At 36.2% G+C, this 19,090-nt stretch carries 16 protein-coding genes; 3 read left to right on the top strand and 13 right to left on the bottom strand.

The annotated features are described in order from the left end of the window. Positions 1–4: 4 nt before the first annotated feature. The 7 genes from trmH to Q4496_RS02400 form a co-directional block, all read right to left on the bottom strand. On the bottom strand, positions 5–712 hold the full coding sequence (trmH, locus tag Q4496_RS02430) for a tRNA (guanosine(18)-2'-O)-methyltransferase TrmH (RefSeq protein WP_215971758.1): 708 nt from the start codon (positions 710–712) through the stop codon (positions 5–7). 81 nt (positions 713–793) lie between these two features. Further along, positions 794–1,186, bottom strand: coding sequence for a RidA family protein (locus Q4496_RS02425; protein WP_215971899.1), 393 nt, complete (start codon positions 1,184–1,186; stop codon positions 794–796). 17 nt (positions 1,187–1,203) lie between these two features. Then, the gene (gene spoT, locus Q4496_RS02420) at positions 1,204–3,312 is read right to left on the bottom strand and encodes a bifunctional GTP diphosphokinase/guanosine-3',5'-bis pyrophosphate 3'-pyrophosphohydrolase (protein WP_215971759.1); all 2,109 of its coding nucleotides are present in this window, start codon (positions 3,310–3,312) and stop codon (positions 1,204–1,206) included. 148 nt (positions 3,313–3,460) lie between these two features. Next, positions 3,461–3,748, bottom strand: coding sequence for a DNA-directed RNA polymerase subunit omega (rpoZ, locus tag Q4496_RS02415; protein WP_159822193.1), 288 nt, complete (start codon positions 3,746–3,748; stop codon positions 3,461–3,463). Between the two features lie 99 nt (positions 3,749–3,847). Next, on the bottom strand, positions 3,848–4,483 hold the full coding sequence (gmk, locus tag Q4496_RS02410; protein ID WP_215971760.1) for a guanylate kinase: 636 nt from the start codon (positions 4,481–4,483) through the stop codon (positions 3,848–3,850). A gap of 163 nt (positions 4,484–4,646) precedes the next feature. Continuing rightward, on the bottom strand, positions 4,647–5,837 hold the full coding sequence (locus Q4496_RS02405) for an amino acid aminotransferase (protein ID WP_215971761.1): 1,191 nt from the start codon (positions 5,835–5,837) through the stop codon (positions 4,647–4,649). A 156-nt stretch (positions 5,838–5,993) separates the two neighbouring features. Next, on the bottom strand, positions 5,994–6,704 hold the full coding sequence (locus Q4496_RS02400; protein WP_215971762.1) for a DUF445 family protein: 711 nt from the start codon (positions 6,702–6,704) through the stop codon (positions 5,994–5,996). 229 nt (positions 6,705–6,933) lie between these two features. Between Q4496_RS02400 and greB the strand changes: the two genes are divergently transcribed. Next, complete coding sequence (greB, locus tag Q4496_RS02395; protein WP_215971763.1) at positions 6,934–7,401, top strand: transcription elongation factor GreB; 468 nt, start codon at positions 6,934–6,936, stop codon at positions 7,399–7,401. A gap of 389 nt (positions 7,402–7,790) precedes the next feature. On the opposite strand, the gene Q4496_RS02390 is transcribed toward greB, so the two are convergent. From Q4496_RS02390 to Q4496_RS02380, 3 genes are read right to left on the bottom strand one after another with little or no spacing between them, the layout of a single operon-like run. Further along, positions 7,791–8,285 carry a TlpA disulfide reductase family protein gene (locus Q4496_RS02390; RefSeq protein WP_215971764.1) on the bottom strand — a complete coding sequence of 165 codons (495 nt, stop codon included), beginning with the start codon at positions 8,283–8,285 and terminating at the stop codon, positions 7,791–7,793. A 3-nt stretch (positions 8,286–8,288) separates the two neighbouring features. After that, positions 8,289–10,388 (bottom strand): glycoside hydrolase family 36 protein, encoded by a 2,100-nt coding sequence (locus Q4496_RS02385; RefSeq protein ID WP_215971765.1) that lies wholly within the window; start codon positions 10,386–10,388, stop codon positions 8,289–8,291. 36 nt (positions 10,389–10,424) lie between these two features. Then, the gene (locus Q4496_RS02380) at positions 10,425–11,522 is read right to left on the bottom strand and encodes an amidohydrolase family protein (RefSeq protein ID WP_215971766.1); all 1,098 of its coding nucleotides are present in this window, start codon (positions 11,520–11,522) and stop codon (positions 10,425–10,427) included. Positions 11,523–12,204: 682 nt separating this feature from the next. On the opposite strand from Q4496_RS02380, the gene Q4496_RS02375 reads away from it, so the two are divergent. Then, positions 12,205–13,131 carry an N-acetylglucosamine kinase gene (locus tag Q4496_RS02375; protein WP_215971767.1) on the top strand — a complete coding sequence of 309 codons (927 nt, stop codon included), beginning with the start codon at positions 12,205–12,207 and terminating at the stop codon, positions 13,129–13,131. A gap of 113 nt (positions 13,132–13,244) precedes the next feature. Here Q4496_RS02375 and pgi read toward each other — a convergent pair whose 3' ends face one another. The 3 genes from pgi to Q4496_RS02360 all read right to left on the bottom strand — a co-directional run bounded on the left by pgi (position 13,245) and on the right by Q4496_RS02360 (position 17,878). Continuing rightward, positions 13,245–14,891, bottom strand: a complete 1,647-nt coding sequence (gene pgi / locus Q4496_RS02370; RefSeq protein ID WP_215971768.1) for a glucose-6-phosphate isomerase — start codon at positions 14,889–14,891, stop codon at positions 13,245–13,247. Positions 14,892–15,081: 190 nt separating this feature from the next. Further along, complete coding sequence (locus tag Q4496_RS02365) at positions 15,082–16,425, bottom strand: hypothetical protein (protein ID WP_303609873.1); 1,344 nt, start codon at positions 16,423–16,425, stop codon at positions 15,082–15,084. 181 nt (positions 16,426–16,606) lie between these two features. Further along, positions 16,607–17,878 (bottom strand): glycoside hydrolase family 27 protein, encoded by a 1,272-nt coding sequence (locus Q4496_RS02360; protein WP_215971770.1) that lies wholly within the window; start codon positions 17,876–17,878, stop codon positions 16,607–16,609. A gap of 375 nt (positions 17,879–18,253) precedes the next feature. Here Q4496_RS02360 and agaR point away from each other — a divergent pair, with 375 nt between their 5' ends. Next, positions 18,254–19,027 (top strand): transcriptional repressor AgaR, encoded by a 774-nt coding sequence (gene agaR, locus Q4496_RS02355; RefSeq protein ID WP_215971771.1) that lies wholly within the window; start codon positions 18,254–18,256, stop codon positions 19,025–19,027. Positions 19,028–19,090 lie beyond the last annotated feature (63 nt).

Genomic DNA, 19,090 nt, shown 5'->3' with positions numbered 1-19,090 from the left:
GTGTTTAGTCATCAATATGTTGCCAAGCTTTTTTGTTCATTTGCATTTTTTGCCACCAGTCGTCGTCAGCAATAATTTGTCCTTCAATATCTATTTCAGGATAAGGTAAGCCTTTGCGTTGACAAGCTTCAGCAAAAATTGGGTGCCCACCTTCAAACAATGTACGTTGACGTCTTTCATTACTCAACCGAGGTGTATCATACATGCCAGCCATTTGTCTTTGACGTTGGGCTTCATATAAGACAACTGAACAAGCAACAGAAACGTTTAAAGATTGCACCATGCCAACCATTGGAATGACAATATCCTGATCAGCTAAATCAAGCGCAGCTTGTGATGCGCCAAATTTTTCTTGCCCTAAAATAATTGCAGTTGGTTTAGTATAATCAACTTCACGGTAATCAACGGCAGTATCAGACAAATTAGTAACTAGCACTTGCATACCTTGTGCTTTTAAAGCGGCAATAGCTTCTGCGGTTTGATGATAATTATGGACATCAATCCAGTTTTGACTACCAGCGGCGCTACCACCACGGACTTCTGCTTCTTCACTTTTCCATACAGCATGTACATCGCTTACGCCAACGGCGTCACAAGTACGCACAACAGCTGCTAGATTATGGGTTTTATGCACACCTTCCATACAAACAGTAAGGTCTGGTTGGCGTTTATCTAGCATGGTATTAATACGTTGAAGTCTTTCTGGAGTCATAGTTTTTCAAATAATAAAGTGGTAATTCTAAACGGACGATATTTTGTCGGTTAGGCTAAATTTTGATTAATAAATAATATCTTAGCTTAAGCTAGGTAATTCCATAATCCCATCGATTTCAATCTCGACATCTTTTGGTAGTTTTGAAATTTGAATAGCCGCACGTGCTGGGTAAGGCTTTTGAAAATATGTTGCCATAATTTCATTAACCGTCGCAAAGTTACTTAGGTCGGTCATAAAAATATTTACTTTTACCATGTCATTAATAGAGCCGCCTGCTGCTTCGCATACTGCTGACAGGTTTTTAAATACTTGCTCGGTTTGTTCGCTAAAGCCACCTTCTATAACTTCCATGGTTTCAGGGATAAGTGGGATTTGTCCTGATAAATAAACGGTATTGTTGACTTTTACTGCTTGGCTGTAAGTACCAATAGCACTAGGTGCTTGAGTTGTTGAAATGATGCTTTTCATTATATTTCCTTTGCTTATATTTATTTATTTCGAATGACGCGTTGTACGTGCACCATTACTTTTATTTTACGAATAATATCGGCTAAATGGATTCTATCACGACAGGTGATTTCTAGATCCATTACATATAACCCAGCTTCTTTCTCACCTGAATTCAAGCTATTGATATTTGAGCCACATTTAGCAATAACCGTGGTTAGCATTGCTAATGAACCTTGGTGATTAATTATTTCAATTCTTAGTTTAGCGATAAACTCTTTGTCTATATCTTTATCCCACTTCACTGGAAATAAAGCACCTGGCTCGTGCCCTTTAATATTACGACAACCTTGTTGATGTACCATTAAACCTTTACCAGGGCTAAGGTAAGCGAGAATAACGTCGCCAGGAATTGGACGGCAACACTTACCATAGCTAACTAACATACCTTCGGTGCCTTTTATTGGCATTTTGGCTTTGTGTGTTACAGGAGGGAGTTCGCTGTCTTCAGTGAATTCATCTGTTAAGCGTCTAGCAATACCAATACTTAATGCATTACCTAAGCCTATATTAGTGAGTAACTCATCAAAGGATTTATTGCCACTTTGTTTAACAACTTCGGCAATTTTCTCTTTACTAATATCTTCAAGTTTCACTTTACCCAAGGCATGGCTTAATAAGCGGCTACCTAATGTTTTCGATTCAGTTTGTTCTCTGCTACGAAGGTAAGTTCTGATTTGTAATCTTGCTTTGGCAGTAACCACAAAATTGAGCCAGGTGGCATTTGGTCTTGCGGCGGCGGAAGTGATAACTTCAATTGTTTGGCCCGAATCTAAAGGTTGACTCATAGGGTAAGGTTTACGGTCGACTTTAACCCCGACACAAGAGTTACCTATATCAGTATGAACTGCGTAGGCAAAATCAACGGCTGTAGCACCCATTGGAAGTTCGATAATACGGCCTTCTGGGGTGAATACATAAATTTCTTCTGGGAAAAGATCTGATTTAACATTCTCAATAAATTCAAACGAGCTACCGGCGCTTTGCTGAAGTTCTAATAAACTCTGCATCCAACGACGAGCTTTCATTTGTGCAGTAGTGTCTGATTGATCGCTTCCTTCTTTGTATAACCAGTGTGCAGCTACCCCTTTGTCTGCCATTTGATCCATATCTTTGGTACGAATCTGCACTTCTACTGGAATACCATGTGGGCCTATCAGTGAGGTGTGCAGCGAACGATAACCATTTGTTTTAGGGATAGCGATATAATCTTTAAAACGGCCTTCTATCGGTTTGAATAAGTTATGCATAGCGCCTAAAGCGCGATAACAGTCGTCAATGCTGTCGTCTACAATAACGCGGAAAGCGTATATATCCATCACTTCATTGAACATTAGTTCCTTGTTCAACATTTTACGATAGATAGAATATAAGTGCTTTTCACGCCCTAAAATTTGTGCGGATATATTACTTTCTTTTAAGCGACCAGCAGCTTCTTCTTGTATATTATCAATAATTGCTTTTCGATTACCACGGGCACTTTTTACGGCCGATTTTAGTGCTCTTGAACGCATTGGATAAAGTGCTTGGAAGCCTAAAAGTTCTAACTCATTTTTTATATCGTGAATACCAAGGCGATTGGCTATTGGGGCATATATTTCAAGTGTTTCTCGGGCGATACGACGGCGTTTATCAGGTCTTAGTGAGCCTAATGTACGCATGTTGTGTGTTCGATCCGCTAATTTGATTAAGATAACGCGAATATCTTGCACCATGGCGAGTACCATTTTGCGAAAGTTTTCCGCTTGCATTTCTTCTTTATTATCAAATTTTAATTTGTCTAGTTTACTAACACCTTCAACTAGCTCTGCCACTGTGTGGCCAAATAGCTCGGCTAACTCATCTTTAGTAACGTTGGTATCTTCAATTACATCATGAAGTAGTGCTGCCATTAAGGTTTCATGATCTAAATGCATATGGGCTAAATTTAGCGCGACTGCAACTGGGTGAGTAATATAAGGATCACCGCTAGAGCGCATTTGCCCATCGTGTGCTTCTCTTGCCACTATGTAGGCATGTTTAAGCAGATCAACTTGTACTTTTGATAGATAGGTTGAGCTTAATTCTTTTAATGGTTCAAATAGATACACCTATCACTCCAAATTAATGTTAAAACAACTTGATTTATTAGAATACGTGGCTTTAAGGCAAATGCAAAGCAATAAAAAACGCGTAACTATTAAAGAATAGATTACGCGCTTTCAAGTGGATCAAAAATAAACTAAATAAGTTTTATTTTTAACCTAATTCTTGTGTTTGACTACCCACAATTGCAGCAACAGCATCTAACTCAGCAGTATCTTGCTGAATCTGTTGTTGGCGATCTGAGGAATCCATTACATCAGTGGTGATTAAACCCGCTTCGATTTCACGCAAAGCTAATACCGTTGGTTTGTCATTTTCAATATCAACCAAAGGTGTTTTACCGCCAGTTGCAATTTGACGAGCACGACGTGATGCAACTAACACCAAATCAAAACGATTACCGACTTTTTCTACGGCATCTTCAACAGTTACGCGAGCCATGTGGTCACTCCAACTTAAAATTCATAAAATAGCGCTGCATTTTACGCAGTACGAGGTCATTTAGCAAGCAAAAGCCGTGCTGAGATAGAAAATTTCCAGTTATTCACCTACTAATTCATCAAGTAGTGTTTTATGTTGAACCATTTGTTGGCTGCACTTGAGGCGTTGATTATTTACGATAGTGGTGAGATCAGCTAATGCTTGCTGAAAGTCATCATTAATTACAATGTAATCAAATTCTTGAAAATGTGAGCACTCTTGTTGAGCTTGAGCCATACGACTCGCTATTATCTCTTCACTATCTTGACCGCGGCCACGTAAGCGTTTTTCTAATTCTTGTCGAGATGGCGGGCTAATAAATATGGTGGTGACTGATGGCTTTTTCATTCGTACTTGTTGTGCACCTTGCCAGTCAATATCGAGAAATACATCAATACCTTGAGCAAGTTGAGCATCAATAGCGGCTTCTGAAGTGCCATAATAATTACCAAACACTTCTGCATATTCATAGAAAGCATTTTGTTTAATTTGAGTTTTAAAGTTTTCTACAGAAACAAAATGATAATGCTCACCATCGTTTTCACCAGGGCGAGGTGCCCGAGTTGTGTGGGAAACAGAAACTTGCATGGGTCTTGATGGTGTTTCTTTGCCTTGTTCAAGTAGTGCTTTAATTAAGCTCGATTTACCTGCACCACTTGGAGCTGAAAGAATGAATAAGTTACCAGAAGCCGTCACAATGTTTTCCTTTGTTTTATGAGATAGAAGTTAACTGAAAAGTTAAATGAAAAAGTACATTCAAGACTTAATATGCCTTAAATGAAAAAGGCTAAGCTCTATTTTACTCTATTAGAATAAAAAAAACCTAGCCTTGATGATAAATAATAATTTATCGGTTTACTTATAATACCTTAGCAATTGATTGTGCTAAGTAGTCAATATTACTTTTAGCAATACCTGCGATACTCATGCGGCTAGAGCCAACCATATAAATGCTGTATTCATCTTGTAATTGTTGAACTTGCGCTGGTGTTATTCCTAAGAAAGAAAACATACCAGCTTGTTTAGTAATAAAGCTAAAATCACGAGTCACGCCATTTTCAATGAGTTTATCAACAATAAGTTGGCGGTTACCATTTATGCGATTACGCATTTCTGCTAATTCAACATACCATTCATTGCGTAGTTCATCAGAAGTTAAAATAGTTTCAACCAATGCCGCACCGTGAGCTGGAGGCATAGAATAAATCACACGCACCACACTTAACACAACAGAGTAGGCAATGTCTGCTTGTACACTTGATTCACCGATAACAGTACAAGCGCCAATACGCTCACGATATAAACCAAAATTCTTTGAACAAGAGCTACAAACTACCATTTCGTTTACTGATGCTGCCATTAAACGCAAGCCGTAAGCGTCTTCGTCTAAGCCTTGCCCAAATCCTTGGTATGCCATATCGATAACGGGTGTAAAACCTACCGATTTTGCTACCTCAGCCACTTGTTGCCATTGTTCGTTGTTTAAGTCCATACCACTTGGATTATGACAACAGGCATGTAGTAACACGGCATCATCTGCTGAAACTTGCTTAAGGGCAGTTAACATACCATCAAAATCTAGTGTTTTATTGTCGTAATCGTAATAAGGGTAGGTTTTTACCGTTAAACCAGCCGCTTCAAATAACCCAGTATGGTTTGCCCATGTAGGATTACTTACCCAAATAGTCGCACCGGCTTTACATGACTTAATAAACTCAGCAGCGACACGCAATGCACCTGTTCCTCCGGGAGTAGAAACAGTGCGAGCACGGTGTTCATTTAATACTTTATGATCTTCGCCAAAAATAAGCTTACTCATTTCATCATTGAAAAGTGTTGAGCCTGTTGGGCCTAAGTAAACTTTACTGGTTTCGGTATCAGTACGATGTTGCTCTGCTTTTTTCACGCAATTAAGCACAGTGGTTTCACCGGCTTCATTTTTATAAACACCAACACCCAAATCAATTTTTTGAGGATTGGTGTCTTCGCGATATTTAGCTAATAGACCTAAAATAGGATCGGCAGGAGAAGTTTTTAAGCTAGCAAACATGACTGAAATTTACCTTATAAGTACGGGGCTGAATTTGATTATGCAAACCCCAGAAATAGAAAAAGCAGCATAGCTCAAAATCACAGCAAAATTAAGGGTTTTTGTTTAATGTTTAAGACTATTTTTTAACTTTAGATGATAGATCTTTTATAAGGCTTAAAAATTAGTAGTTAGTGCTGCAATTAAACCAATGATACCACCGAAAATACCACCCCAAACGACCAACCAGCCTAGGTGTTTTTTTATCATCGCTTGAATGATTTCTTTCACTAACTGAGGGGTTAATTCATTAAGACGTTTTTCAATTATATCGCTGACTTTAGCTTGTAGGTTTTCAATCATGTCAGGCTGTTCTAATTCTTCACGCAGTAACGTAGTAAATTGTTCACTTTGGCTAATTTCTTGAATTGATACTTTCATCTTCTCTATAAAAGGCGTTTTCATTGGTTGAAGTGCTTCGCTACCGCCAACCATGGCTAACATAGGCGCGAATGATGAATTTTCTATTACGGCAACTAAGTTGTTAAAAGCAGGAGTTAAGTCGATTTTTTCAATAACGTTTGTTAAGTCTATACTGGTAGCCGCTCCAGAGCCGTTTGATAAAAAACGGTCGATATTTTCCTTAGTGAAAAACTGCTCCATCATTAATTGGCGGATAGCGAGTTTAAAATCTTCGAAACGTGCGGGAATTACCCCAGAACCATACAATAATGGCACTTTTTCAAAAAGCATATGTATAGCAAGCCAGTTAGTTATGGCGCCAGATAGAGCAAATAATCCAACGGTATATAAAATATGATTACCGAGATATAAACCTAATAAAGTACTTATTAAGGCAATAAAATTGGTGATAATACTTTTATTCATTGAAGGCTCCATGATTAGGTGTTGGGTTTAGCGTGTTATTCTCACTATTATTTTAGCAAGGTAAATTCGATGCTATGATAGCATTGAATCCTCTTAGCTAGAATAATACCAATAGTAATAATTGAGATAAAATAATGTCTTATTCAATGATTGATAAATCGTTGTCAATGCTAGGTATCTGCTAAGTGCTAATGAGTAGCTGATAAGTAAATTACAAGGTTAGTCCAACGTGAAAACAAATTTAATTACCCGTGAAGGTTTTGAACTACTGCAAAAAGAATTAACACACCTTTGGAAGGTGGAGCGCCCTGAAACAACCAGAAAAGTTTCTTGGGCGGCGAGCTTAGGTGACCGATCAGAAAATGCGGACTATCAATATAATAAAAAGCGCCTAAGAGAGATTGATCGTCGAGTTCGATATTTAACCAAGCGACTCGAAGATATTAAAGTCATTGATTACAATGCACAGCAAGCAGGAAAAGTTTTTTTTGGTGCATGGGTTGAACTGGAAAATGAAGAGGGTGAGCAGCTTAAGTTTAAAATAGTTGGCCCTGATGAAATTTTTGGTCGTAATGATTATATTTCTATTGATTCACCAATGGCACGGGCTTTATTAAAAAAAGAAATAGATGATGAAGCGGTTGTGAGAACGCCTTCTGGGGAAAAATATTGGACGGTATTAAGCATTAATTATTAACATTTAAGCGTTGGTTAAAATCACATCGTTTTCTACTCCACTAAAGTACCATCCAGCTTTTAATCGTTGTTGAGCGTGATTTAGGTTACTTGGTTTTATATTACTTGAGAGTATAACCACACAATAATGTGATGAAGCATAGCAATTGCTTAGTAATTAGTAAGTCGTTCATTTTTGCTGTGTAATAGCTTTAATTGGCTTAGGTACAAGGTTGATTGGTTTGACAGGTTACTATTGTGATTAGCAAGGGAGTTCCGATAGTCCTTGCTAATCTTGGCATAGTCATATTGGTTAAGCTAAATGAGTTTAACGTCTCTGTCTTTAATCCAACTTATTTATATTTCCTGAACTAGTGTAAAACTTCAATTGTTTTACCCAAATGATCGGATTCAAAATTCAGAAACAAGTTTATCAACCATTGCTTCAAGGTAGTTCTCTTGGGCTTTATCAAAACCTAAATTTTTGACCCGAACATTGCCTTTTTTACCTATTAAATAACCTGTGGGCATAGCGAATATGTTATAGATTTGACCAATATTACTATTGTCGCCTTTTAAAACCGGGTATGAAACCGGAAATTGAGCTAAAAACTTTTTTGCATCCTCAGGGGTTTGCTCAAGGTTAATGGCTATAACTTCAAAACCTTTATCTGCATACTGTGCTTGCAATTTATTTAGAAAAGGAAATGATCGGCGGCATGGAATGCACCATGACGCCCAAAAATCAATATATACTACTCTGCCCTTATAGTCAGACAAGGTGACCTTTTCTTTACCTTCTAATAAGGGCAGGGTAAATGCAGGGGCAGCATCATTAACCGCTAATGATTCGGCTATACAAAATGACGATATTAAGTAAAGTAGCATACATATCAGTAGTTTCATCTGTTATTTACTCACTACAGGCGATAACTCTATGAGTAAATAGCCTTTAAATTTAGTCGTTAATGTAGCTGATGATGCGTCAACTGTTCCTAATACTACATTATTTATATAGTCTTTTATTTGATACTTACCAGGCGTTAAGCCACGTAATTCAAGTTCACCTTGCCAGTCATCATAATAGAATGCGTAATACATATTGGCTCCTTTTCTAATGGCATGGGTTTCAGGTATATCAAACCCAATATCATATAATTCACCTAGGTAAACACCCTTAGGTAGCATTTTCTCTTTGTATACCGTTATCCATTTTGTCCATGTTTTTTCTGTTTCGTCATCAAGTGCATATGCTGCACCAGCACCTTTTGAACCAGGCATAGTAAACTTAGTGCCAACAATTGCGCCTATACCAACAGAAGATGCAAAATCATTAGCATTATCACTTAGTTCAACATGATCACCATAGTATGGTGCAGAATCACCCATTAACCCTTTTAAAGTTTTACCTTTATGACGTACTTGCCAAGAAGTAAGAGGATCTGAACTAACTGTTTGGTTCATATAGGGTAAGTTATGGAAAGCATAGGAGGTACCACAAGGGCAAATTTCAATAACTGCTTCAGGGTTTATCTCTTTAGCTGTTTTAAATATTTCTTCCCAATATTCGCCTAACTTTTCTACTGATTCTTCTGGATATGCATGATTATGTGCAGGGTTATAGCAAGGAGCAACACCATTTAAATGCTGACCATCAATTTTTAAACCTTCGTAGCCCCATTCGCCTAACATTTTTCTAACAAGTTGTTTACTGTGTTCAATCGTTCCTTCATAAGCTGGACAAAGGTAAAAACTATTCCACCACGTAATGTCTTGTACAGCACCGTTTTTATCGAGTAGTAACATATCTGAATGTTCATGCAACAAATCTGTGCCTGGATCAACTGCTAAAGGCGCCCACCATAATTTAGCTTTAAGTCCAGCATCATTAATTTTCTTAACGAAGCTTTGCATGTCTTTATCGCCATTTGGGAATTTTTTACGGTCTAAGTACCAATCGCCTTCGGCTGTTTGCCACCCATCATCAAGTACAGCCCATTCTAATCCCATGTTTTTTGCTTTTTTTAAGGTACCGAGTACTTCATCAACATTAAAGTTACGTTCATACCCCCAAGCACACCAAACAGGATCATAAGCAGAGTCTGGTACATCAGCCATTTTTAAGCCTTTATCCGCCATAACCTTACGATAATTTTTAAGCGTTGCGTAATAATCTTTATTATGTATATTGACAAATGTTTGAATGGTCTTGAGCGTTTCGCCTATTTTTAATTCATTACCTTTTTCTAATTCTATATGAATAGTTGCTCCGCGCTTTTCTTGTTTATAACTAAGCGGTAAGGAAACTAATTTTGGTGATGTCTCAGCGTGACCGACTGCAATACCAATATCTTGTCGCCATAAATCTACAACAGCTGTACCTCCACCATAATCTGATGAATTCATGCCCATATAGTTTTGTTGGCTATACCCTGGGTTTATCGCGGTTATCCAATCGCGTCGATCTGCATAGGAAGCACCCTGATATGACCAAAAATCAGGCTGTGTTGTGCTTTTCGTTTTAGGGGCTAATAGTGAGTAATGGTTATTAACCCATTTGGTAATTTTAATGCTGTTTTCACTTGTATTTGTATAACTAACATCAAAAAATACCATGGTAGGGTAACGTTCATATATGCTCACAATTGTTTTCTTTATAAGCCCTTCACTTGATAAACCATTTAATGTTATTTGTGTTCCAGCGCCTAATTCATTGTTGACTTTTTGGACGCTTTTCTCAATAAAATTAAAATCAGAAATGATTTTATTCTCAAGAGTTACTACATATTCACTAGGCTGCATATCGCCTAATGACATCATGTTTCCTTTTATGTTTCCTGAAACTTTACTGTGTAACTGGTTATTAAATGAAATTGTAATATCTTTAGTTTTTACTGAGTATACAATATCTTCTTCTGTATTTGGGGTGCTAGACTGCTTTGCGCAGCTAACAAGAGAGCAAAGACTAATTGCAAAAATGAGTAAGCTGTAAGCATAATTTTTTTTCATTTTTAACCTCTAAAATATTATGTATGTTGAATGTTATTATGTTTTTGGAGCTAGATTGAAAAATCGAATAGCATTTTTAGCATATAAATTATCAATGACATTTTTCGGTAACGCTAAACTTATGATTTCACCGTCGACTTCTGGTACGGAAATAGTTTGGTTACTAGTTAAATATTGCCAATCTTCGAGCCATTTTTTATGTGCTTGTGATTTGAACTGGGCATCACTTACTGTTGGAGAATGGGTTAAATCTGTGGCATATAAAATACGGTTTTGATATTTAATAAAGAAATTACGTACTTTACTTCTATCCAGTGTAGATTGATATTGAATTTGTCCCATTCTTGCGGCTAAATCAACCACGGCATCGGGATAAGTATCTAAAAATATTGAGATTTGGTCGACACTCCACTCTAAACTAGCTAAATGAGCGCCCATAAATTGCAGTGTAGGATGATTGTTAAGCATATTGTTACGTGCTTGCATTTGGTCTTCATAGCTAGGCATCTCAGGGTGAAGATACATATGATATTGTGGATGAGCAGTAAAATATTGTTTATCATTATTTACCGTCATTTGACTAACAGGAAGCCAACAGTTTTTTGGTTCACCTTGATGACCAATAAGTGGTATATGAATATCTGTTAAATGTTTAAAAATAGGCGTAAAAAGAGGATCATCAATCATGATGAGGTTTTGTTTATTGTCTTTTTCTGCCATCCCAATATTTTTCCAAACCTTGACAGCAACCGCACCTTCTCCAATTTCGGCATCTATACGCTTAATAACATTATTTTTCCACTGTCCATTGTTAGACCCTTCCATAGAGAAAGTCGTTGCAAAGTAGAAATTATTTGGATGTTCTTTCGCAAATTGGTGGGCAATATCTGCTTGCTTATCAATATTCGGAAAATCTTGGTAGTCAACATTAATAGAAAGCAATTTCATATTGTCATTTTTTGCTTGCATAATAAATGCAGTAGATGAGTTATTTGCATGTACATGCGCATCAATTTTTTTTACTGCATAGTAATCAACCATGGTGTAATACTGATTATTTAAATTACTATTAGGGGTTGAACAGGCAGCAAGAGCCTGTGTGATAACGGAAATTGCTACTAAGTATTTTTTCATAATAATCTCTTGATATAAATTTAGTACTTTATTCGTTATTAGGTTTTATCTTTATGTTATATAGGCAATAAATGGGCTACAGCAACATGACTGAAAAAAGGTTTTTAGTATAAGAAGAGAATAAAGTCATATATTAGCTTAATGCATGGGATGTACTGCTAATATTGTTGGCTTTATTGTCGCTGTTACTAAAGAATAATATCATACTGAAGGATATTGAAAGCGCTGTCAACAAAAAGAAAGTTACTGAAGGTTTTTGTGCAGGTTGATATAAGATTAATATGAACTTTTATACTTGGATATCATCTATTGAAAGATAATGAAAGCCTAAAGTGATTTACTTTTAAATTTAGTTGTTTCATACTCCTGTTTATATTTCGAAAGCATCCATCTAAATATTTTATCGGGGGATTACTCCGTTACTTCACGAAAGACTAGTGCTTAATTCTTTAAATACAGTTCTTATCACTATATGAGTAGGTTATAGCCCATCATTTAGACATGAATTTTTCAGGATTAACGAATGTTAAATGAATGCAATATATGGTTGTTGTATTCAAGTTTATAATTTTTTGACATGTATTAAATGTCCCTACTATTTTATATCGTAGTAATGAGCATTTTTTAGTATGTAGATATTCATAAGTTTAAAAGATATGAATAATATAAGAGGAGATATATTGTGTATTACTTAGGGGTTGACGGTGGCGGAACCAAAACTGCATTTGTGTTATTGGATCAGCAGCGTAATGTAGTAGCGACCCATGAACTCGGAACCTGTTATCATGTTGAAGTCGGTTTGGAAGGTGCGCAATCGATTCTTCAGTCAGGTGTTTTAGCATTACTTGAACAAGTCTCAGGATCAATTGACGATATTATTTTTGCTTTTTTCGGTTTACCGGCATACGGCGAAGATAGCGAATTAATTAACCAAATAGATGCTTTGCCTTCAAGTTTTATGAGTGCAGAAAAGTATCAATGTGATAATGATATGGTCAATGGTTGGGCTGCAGCCTTTGACTGTGCTGACGGTATTAATATTGTCGCAGGTACTGGCTCTATCGCTTATGGTGTAAACCAAACGAAAACTGCTCGTTGTGGTGGCTGGGGGGAAGTTTTTAGCGATGAAGGCTCTGCTTATTGGGTGGGGCGTAAAGGTTTACAAGTATTTACAAAAATGAGTGATGGTCGGTTAAGTAAAGGTCCTTTGTATGATATTTTAAAATCTACTTTGGATTTTGATTATGATTTAGATATAACGGCGCTTGTTCTTTGTCATTGGAATTCTGAGCGTAGTAAAATAGCTGCTGTTTCGGCGTTAGTCTATCAAGCAGCCTCAGAAGGCGATCAGCATGCCATTGCAATTTTGGCAGAAGCCGCTAATGAATTAGCTGACATAGTAGAAGGCACAACAAAATCATTAGCATTTAAAGACGAAGATATTATCAAAGTGTCATACTCTGGCGGTATCTTTAATGCTGGGAAGTTTGTATTAGACCCTTTTGTTAAAGCTTTAGAGCGCTTGCCAAATCATTATAAAGTTTACGAGCCATTATGCAGTCCAGTTATTGGTGCGGCTCTATATGCAGAAAAGTTATCGACGTTATAAAGTTAAATGTTATTGGTTAACATAAATTAACCTAACGGATAATATCGAAAGTGCTACATAGTAAAATTGAAAATATGTAGCACTGTCTATACTAGTTTAAATCATACACTGGCCTAAATCTTTCGCTCGGTCATATAATATTCTATTAACCCTTGAGTTGAGCTATCATGATTTGTATTTACTTCACTCTTTTGTAGCTCAAGTTGTATTTTATTTGCTAAACCTTTTCCTAACTCAACACCCCATTGATCAAATGAACATATTTTAAGGATAATGCCCTGTACAAAAATCTTATGTTCATAGAGTGCAATTAAGCTACCGAGTGTTTTAGGTGATAATTGTTTCATTAAAATAGAATTAGTAGGGCGGTTACCTTGGTGCACTTTATGGGGTGCTACTTTATTAATATATTCTTGTGTTCTACCTTTCGCTTTCAGGTCTTCTCGTACTTGAGCTTCATCAACCCCTTTCATTAATGCTTGGGTTTGTGCAAAAAAGTTAGCCATTAATGTTTCATGGTGACCATCAACAGGTGTTACACTTTCGATAGAGCCTATAAAGTCAGCAGGCACAACATTATTACTTTGATGCAAGTATTGATAAAAAGCATGCTGTCCATTAATTCCTAGTTCACCCCAAATGGTTGGTACGGTAGGGTAGTCAATTTTATCACCATCCCAAGAAACTGATTTACCATTACTTTCCATTTCAGCTTGTTGCATATAAGCTGAAAACATATGTAGATTTTGATCGTAAGGTAAAATAGCTTGTGATTGAGCGCCTAAGAAAGTGCAGTTCCAAATACTTAATAAAGCGAGTAATACTGGTGCATTTTCTTTTAATGGCGCATGATAGAAGTGCTCATCTAGTTCATGAGCGCCAGCAAGTAACTCGGTGAACTTTTCAAAACCTAAATCAATAGCAATAGGTAATCCGATAGCAGACCATAAGGAAAATCTACCACCAACCCAATCCCACATATCAAAAATATTTTCTTCGAGAATACCAAATTCAATGGCATTTACCTTGTTAGAAGACACCGCTATAAAGTGTTTCTCTACAGCGCTAGAGTCAAACGATGATGCTACCAACCACTTCATCGCGGTTTGAGCATTAGTAATGGTTTCAGTTGTGGTAAAGGTTTTACTAGAAACAATAAAAAGTACTTGCTCAGGGTTTAACGGTTTTAAAATATTTGCGATTTGTGTACCGTCAACGTTAGAAACATAATGTGTATTAACACTGTTATCACTATAGCCCTTAAGAGCTTCTGTGACCATTTGTGGACCTAAATTTGAGCCACCAACACCAATGTTTACAACATCAGTGATGCGCTTTCCTGAATAACCTAACCATTCACCCTTGCGCACTTTATCACTAAATTTTTTTATTTTTTCGAGCGATTTTGTTACATTCGACGTAATGTTTTTTTCAAAGGTATCGGTATTTTTAGTTACCGAGCCACGTAATGCCGTATGCAATACCGCGCGCTCTTCTGTTTTGTTAATGGCAGTACCATTAAACATTTTCTCACGCCATTGTTGTACTTCACAATCATCAGCTAACAGTGTTAATAAAGACATAGTCTCTGTTGTTATGATGTTTTTAGAGTAGTCGAGTATAAAAGGGGTTAATTTTATAGAAAATTCATTGAAACGACTGGGATTTTTAGCAAACAAGTCATTCATATGTTGATCTTTCATGTCTTTTGCATGAGCAACCAATTTTTTCCAGCTTTCTAAATTTGTTCTGCTTTTCATTTTTTTACCTTTAAAAATTAGGTGATTATATTGTTGAGTTGATTCTTACATGATCTTTTATTACGCAAAGAAAGGTGGCTACATTGATATACAAGGTCAATTGAAATGTAGCAAAATAGTCACGTTATATAGAGCTTTTCATCGGTACTTCATGTGTATTTTATTTTGTGATGTGTACTTTATTAACTCTCTATAAGTTAGCGTCGAATTGAATAATTTGACCTGGAACTAAACGATCACTTTCAATGGTCAAAATAGGGTTATCACCGCCGATAGCAACATCAAAAACTTTGCTTTCGTTAGGTAATAATCCTTTAAGAGATGCACTTGAACGAACACCGTTTACAGTGGCATAAGCATCATAATATATAGGTGCTATACCTATATTTTTGATAACGACTTTGCTGGCTACACTAGACGAGGCGAATGCCTCAACTTTGAATTTATACCCTGTGGCCATTGCTGCATCTTTGATACGGCTAGGTGTTTGATACGAAGACTGGTTATTACCTATAATATAACTAATATGGTACAGGCTAGCGAAGTACTCGAAGCTTTTTCCATAAGAGCCTTGATTTGGATTTAACACGTTCATTTGGTCATAGTCAGAATAGTAGCTAAATTCTCCACCTGCAGGATTTGTTTTATATCTATTTTCGCCAAAGAATAACCAATTCGCACGGTTATATTCATCATCACTAGTAGAATGCATTTTATGCATAAATGAATCGTCAAATAGGCCAAAATTAAGTGCCTGTAAATCAGGGGCTGCAGCTATAGGCGTGTAATTATGGTCAGCAGCATCAATAGAAAATGACCAAAGCAGTTGCTTGAACTCTTGATGTAAATGCTTCAAAAAGTCAGTTTGAAATGCTTTTGAGGGAAAATTTTGACCTAGATTTACAGGACCATCATATAAATGATATTCAGCATAAGAGCCAAATCCTACTTGTAAGAAAGCAATTCTAGGATCGTTGTCGTATTGCTTAGCAAAGGCACTAAAAAAATCTAATGTAAACTCCTCTAGCCCTTTAAAGCTCCAATCAGGTAAGTATGTGTTGCGTCCTTCTACTAGTGCTATTGTTGAATTATAATCAGGTGTTGTTTCTATATATTTAGGTACTGAGCTTTGTGTTTTTCCAGGGTAAGTATAACGAAAGCGTAATATGGCTTGATGACCCCTTTGCTCTATATTTGTTAACAAACTATCAATGCTTGTCCAATCATACATACCTTTTTCATTAACAACATCGGCGTAAATAACATAAGCATATTCAAGCTGCACGTTATCTCCTAAGTCGTCTAATGTTGTTAAATTATCAGCCCAATACACGATCCCTGTCATCGGTTGTACTCGATCGATGGATGATTGTAATGGTATAGAGCGAAATGAAAGCTCTGTATTATCAATGTGAGTGTTTGCATCACCTGAAGAGGAGTCACCACAAGCATTAAGGAGTAGCAATAAATAAAAAATCGTAAAAAAATGAATTATATTAGTATATTTTTTTTTACTGTAATTTTTAGCTTTCATAAAACTCTCAAAGTAAATGAAATCAACAATATTTGGTGTTGTTACGCTTGGTTATTGTTAACTATAATTTTGCGGTATATATTTTTTATGGAAGAGGCTCAATTGTATTTAAACACTTGTACTATAATATTCATTGAAAGAACCATGCGATTTTTCGCATGGTTTAATCGTTAAATAATACTTATTTAGTTGGATAAATTCTCAACACTATGGCTTCGTGAGAAATAACTTCGTCAGTGTAACTTTCTGGAAAATTGCCCATATCTTTGTGTTTCCAAAGATCTCTAACATGGACTTCTTTCCAATCTAGACCAAGTTCTTGTTTCCAGTTAATAGAAATATTTTCTGTTTCACTGCCTCTGTTCAGCATAGCTATAGCCCAACTTCCATCTGCCATTGGTTTGGCTAATATATGAATTTTCCCTTCTTTTTTAACCGTTTTTGCTTGTTTACCCAATGGATCTTGATTTAAGGCTATTACTTCCCGGTTAGTCAGTGTTTTTAACGTATAAGTATCAAGATCACGTACATCGGTCCCAGTTAAAAGAGGGGTAGATAAGATTGACCATAAACTGAAGTGGGCACGATATTCAACGTTAGAGGCACCTGCGCCAACAAGCTCTTTACTTTCACCGTTAAGACCTACAATTAACATATCAAAATCATTCCATTGACCTGGCTTATTGTATCCTTCTAACCCTTGGCCTCTATCTAACATATCTAGCACATCAAAATAATAACCCTCTCTATTCTCTGGGTAGTCGAAGTCATCCGAAATGTCTTGGCCAATTCTCCAATGGTTTGCACCTATATCACCAGCCCATTGCCAAATATTTTGCCAACCACAATGACAAGCATGTAATACGATATCTTTAGGGTTTTCAATCAAGGGTTTAGACATTTTGTAAAAAGCTTCTTTTAGTTCTTCTTTACTTGCGTCTTTATGAGAGCAGCAGCTATCATATTTTAGGTGGTCTACACCCCATGATGCGAACATGTCGGCATCTTGTTTTTCATACCCTTCACTACCTGAGTAGCCTGCACATGTGGTTTGTCCAGGACCAGAATAAATTCCTAACTTCATTCCGTTTTCATGAGCGTAATCGGCTAAATATTTTATCCCTCTAGGGAATTTCTCTTTATCAAAATCTAAGGGTTTATTCTTACGGTTCCCCTTATCTTGTTGCCAACCATCATCTAAATTAACGTAAATATAGCCGGCGTCTTTCATACCATTGTTTACCATTGCATCGATAGTTTCGATAATCAATTGTTCATTTATCTCTACGCCAAATTGATTCCAGCTGCTCCACCCCATTGGAGGTGTTTTGGCGAGACCATTATTGAGTTTTTCAAAAATATGGTCACTACTATCCGCTTGAGCATTCACGGTTAGAGTAAATAATATAAAGACAGATATTATAAAAATACGAGATGTTGCCATAAGTTTCATATACTTTCCAAAAATGGTTGATATTAATTTATTTAAGATAAAATATACTAATCGAAAACAAATGAAAGGTAAAGGGCGGGAGTGGTAATATGAAAAATTTACCATTAATGTAAAACTTACAACTAATAAAAGTGACAAGGTTAATTGTATAACCACCTGTTATTATTATAAAAAATTATCTTTGATTTATTGTTTTTTAGCATGTCTTTAATTGTTACTGAAGGGTATTGAAGGCATATGTAAGAAGAAATACTTGATTTATATGGTTAAAATAGAAATTTTGATTAAAATAAGGTCTTCATTATCTTTCGTTGATGCGTTACTCGATTACTGTTAAAATACTAACTATTAAATAAAAAATATAGTAACTTAAATATGCTTAATACTATTGAAAGACGCCAGAAAATTATTGATAAAGTAAATGAGTTAAGCCGTGTCGACGTAGCACAATTGGCTAGTGAGTTTGATGTTTCGACTGTTACGATAAGAACTGACTTAAATGACCTCAGTAAAAGACGATTATTAATTAGATCTCGAGGCGGCGCTGTTGCAATTAGTAAGATAACTAAAGAATTATCAGTAAAAGAAAAGCATTGCAAAAACTCTCACATTAAAGAAAAGTTGGCCGAAGCCGCTGTACAGTTAATAAATAATGATGAGTTAATAATACTTGATTCCGGCACCACTACCGAAGAAATAGCCAAGTTATTGCAGAACCATGAAAATCTAGTTGTAATGACTAATGGTTTAAATATAGCCACTGAGCTTTCTCATTTACAAAACTCAGAAGTGCTAATGACTGGTGGAACGTTAAGACAAAAGTCATTATCGTTTTATGGACGTCAAGCAGAAGCGAGCCTTAATAATCTTCGCTTTGATAAAGTGATTTTAGGTGTGGATGGTGTGGAAATATCTTCAGGTTTCACGACACATTTTGAACATGAAGCAACATTAAATCGTTTAATGTGTAATATTTCAAAAGAAGTTATTGTTGTTACCGATTCTTCTAAGTTCGGGAGAAGTGGATTATATATCATCGATTCGCTTGATTCAATTGATATACTCATCACGGACAATAAGATTCCTTCTCAATATATAGACTATTTTCAATCAAAAAACGTTAAGCTAATTATTATTGATGTTGATTAACATTTTTATTTTAATAGTGTAAGAATATAAAGGAGCTAATATTTTCATATCAGCTCCTTTTTA

Origin of the sequence: Colwellia sp. 5_MG-2023 (genome assembly GCF_030547795.1) — a bacterium.
In the GTDB taxonomy this organism is placed as follows: Bacteria; Pseudomonadota; Gammaproteobacteria; order Enterobacterales; family Alteromonadaceae; genus Colwellia.
The sequence above is the reverse complement of the archived record's forward strand: the minus strand, read 5'-3'. Positions and strand labels throughout refer to the sequence as shown.

Excerpts from the sequence above, each read along its gene's own strand:
- pgi (WP_215971768.1), bottom strand. The coding sequence starts at position 14,891 with ATGAAAAGCAGAACAAATTTAGAAAGCTGGAAAAAATTGGTTGCTCAT.
- Q4496_RS02380 (WP_215971766.1), bottom strand. The coding sequence starts at position 11,522 with ATGAAAAAATACTTAGTAGCAATTTCCGTTATCACACAGGCTCTTGCT.
- Q4496_RS02385 (WP_215971765.1), bottom strand. The coding sequence starts at position 10,388 with ATGAAAAAAAATTATGCTTACAGCTTACTCATTTTTGCAATTAGTCTT.
- agaR (WP_215971771.1), top strand. The coding sequence starts at position 18,254 with ATGCTTAATACTATTGAAAGACGCCAGAAAATTATTGATAAAGTAAAT.
- trmH (WP_215971758.1), bottom strand. The coding sequence starts at position 712 with ATGACTCCAGAAAGACTTCAACGTATTAATACCATGCTAGATAAACGC.
- Q4496_RS02360 (WP_215971770.1), bottom strand. The coding sequence starts at position 17,878 with ATGAAACTTATGGCAACATCTCGTATTTTTATAATATCTGTCTTTATA.
- Q4496_RS02365 (WP_303609873.1), bottom strand. The coding sequence starts at position 16,425 with ATGAAAGCTAAAAATTACAGTAAAAAAAAATATACTAATATAATTCAT.
- Q4496_RS02390 (WP_215971764.1), bottom strand. The coding sequence starts at position 8,285 with ATGAAACTACTGATATGTATGCTACTTTACTTAATATCGTCATTTTGT.
- Q4496_RS02405 (WP_215971761.1), bottom strand. The coding sequence starts at position 5,837 with ATGTTTGCTAGCTTAAAAACTTCTCCTGCCGATCCTATTTTAGGTCTA.
- rpoZ (WP_159822193.1), bottom strand. The coding sequence starts at position 3,748 with ATGGCTCGCGTAACTGTTGAAGATGCCGTAGAAAAAGTCGGTAATCGT.
- Q4496_RS02400 (WP_215971762.1), bottom strand. The coding sequence starts at position 6,704 with ATGAATAAAAGTATTATCACCAATTTTATTGCCTTAATAAGTACTTTA.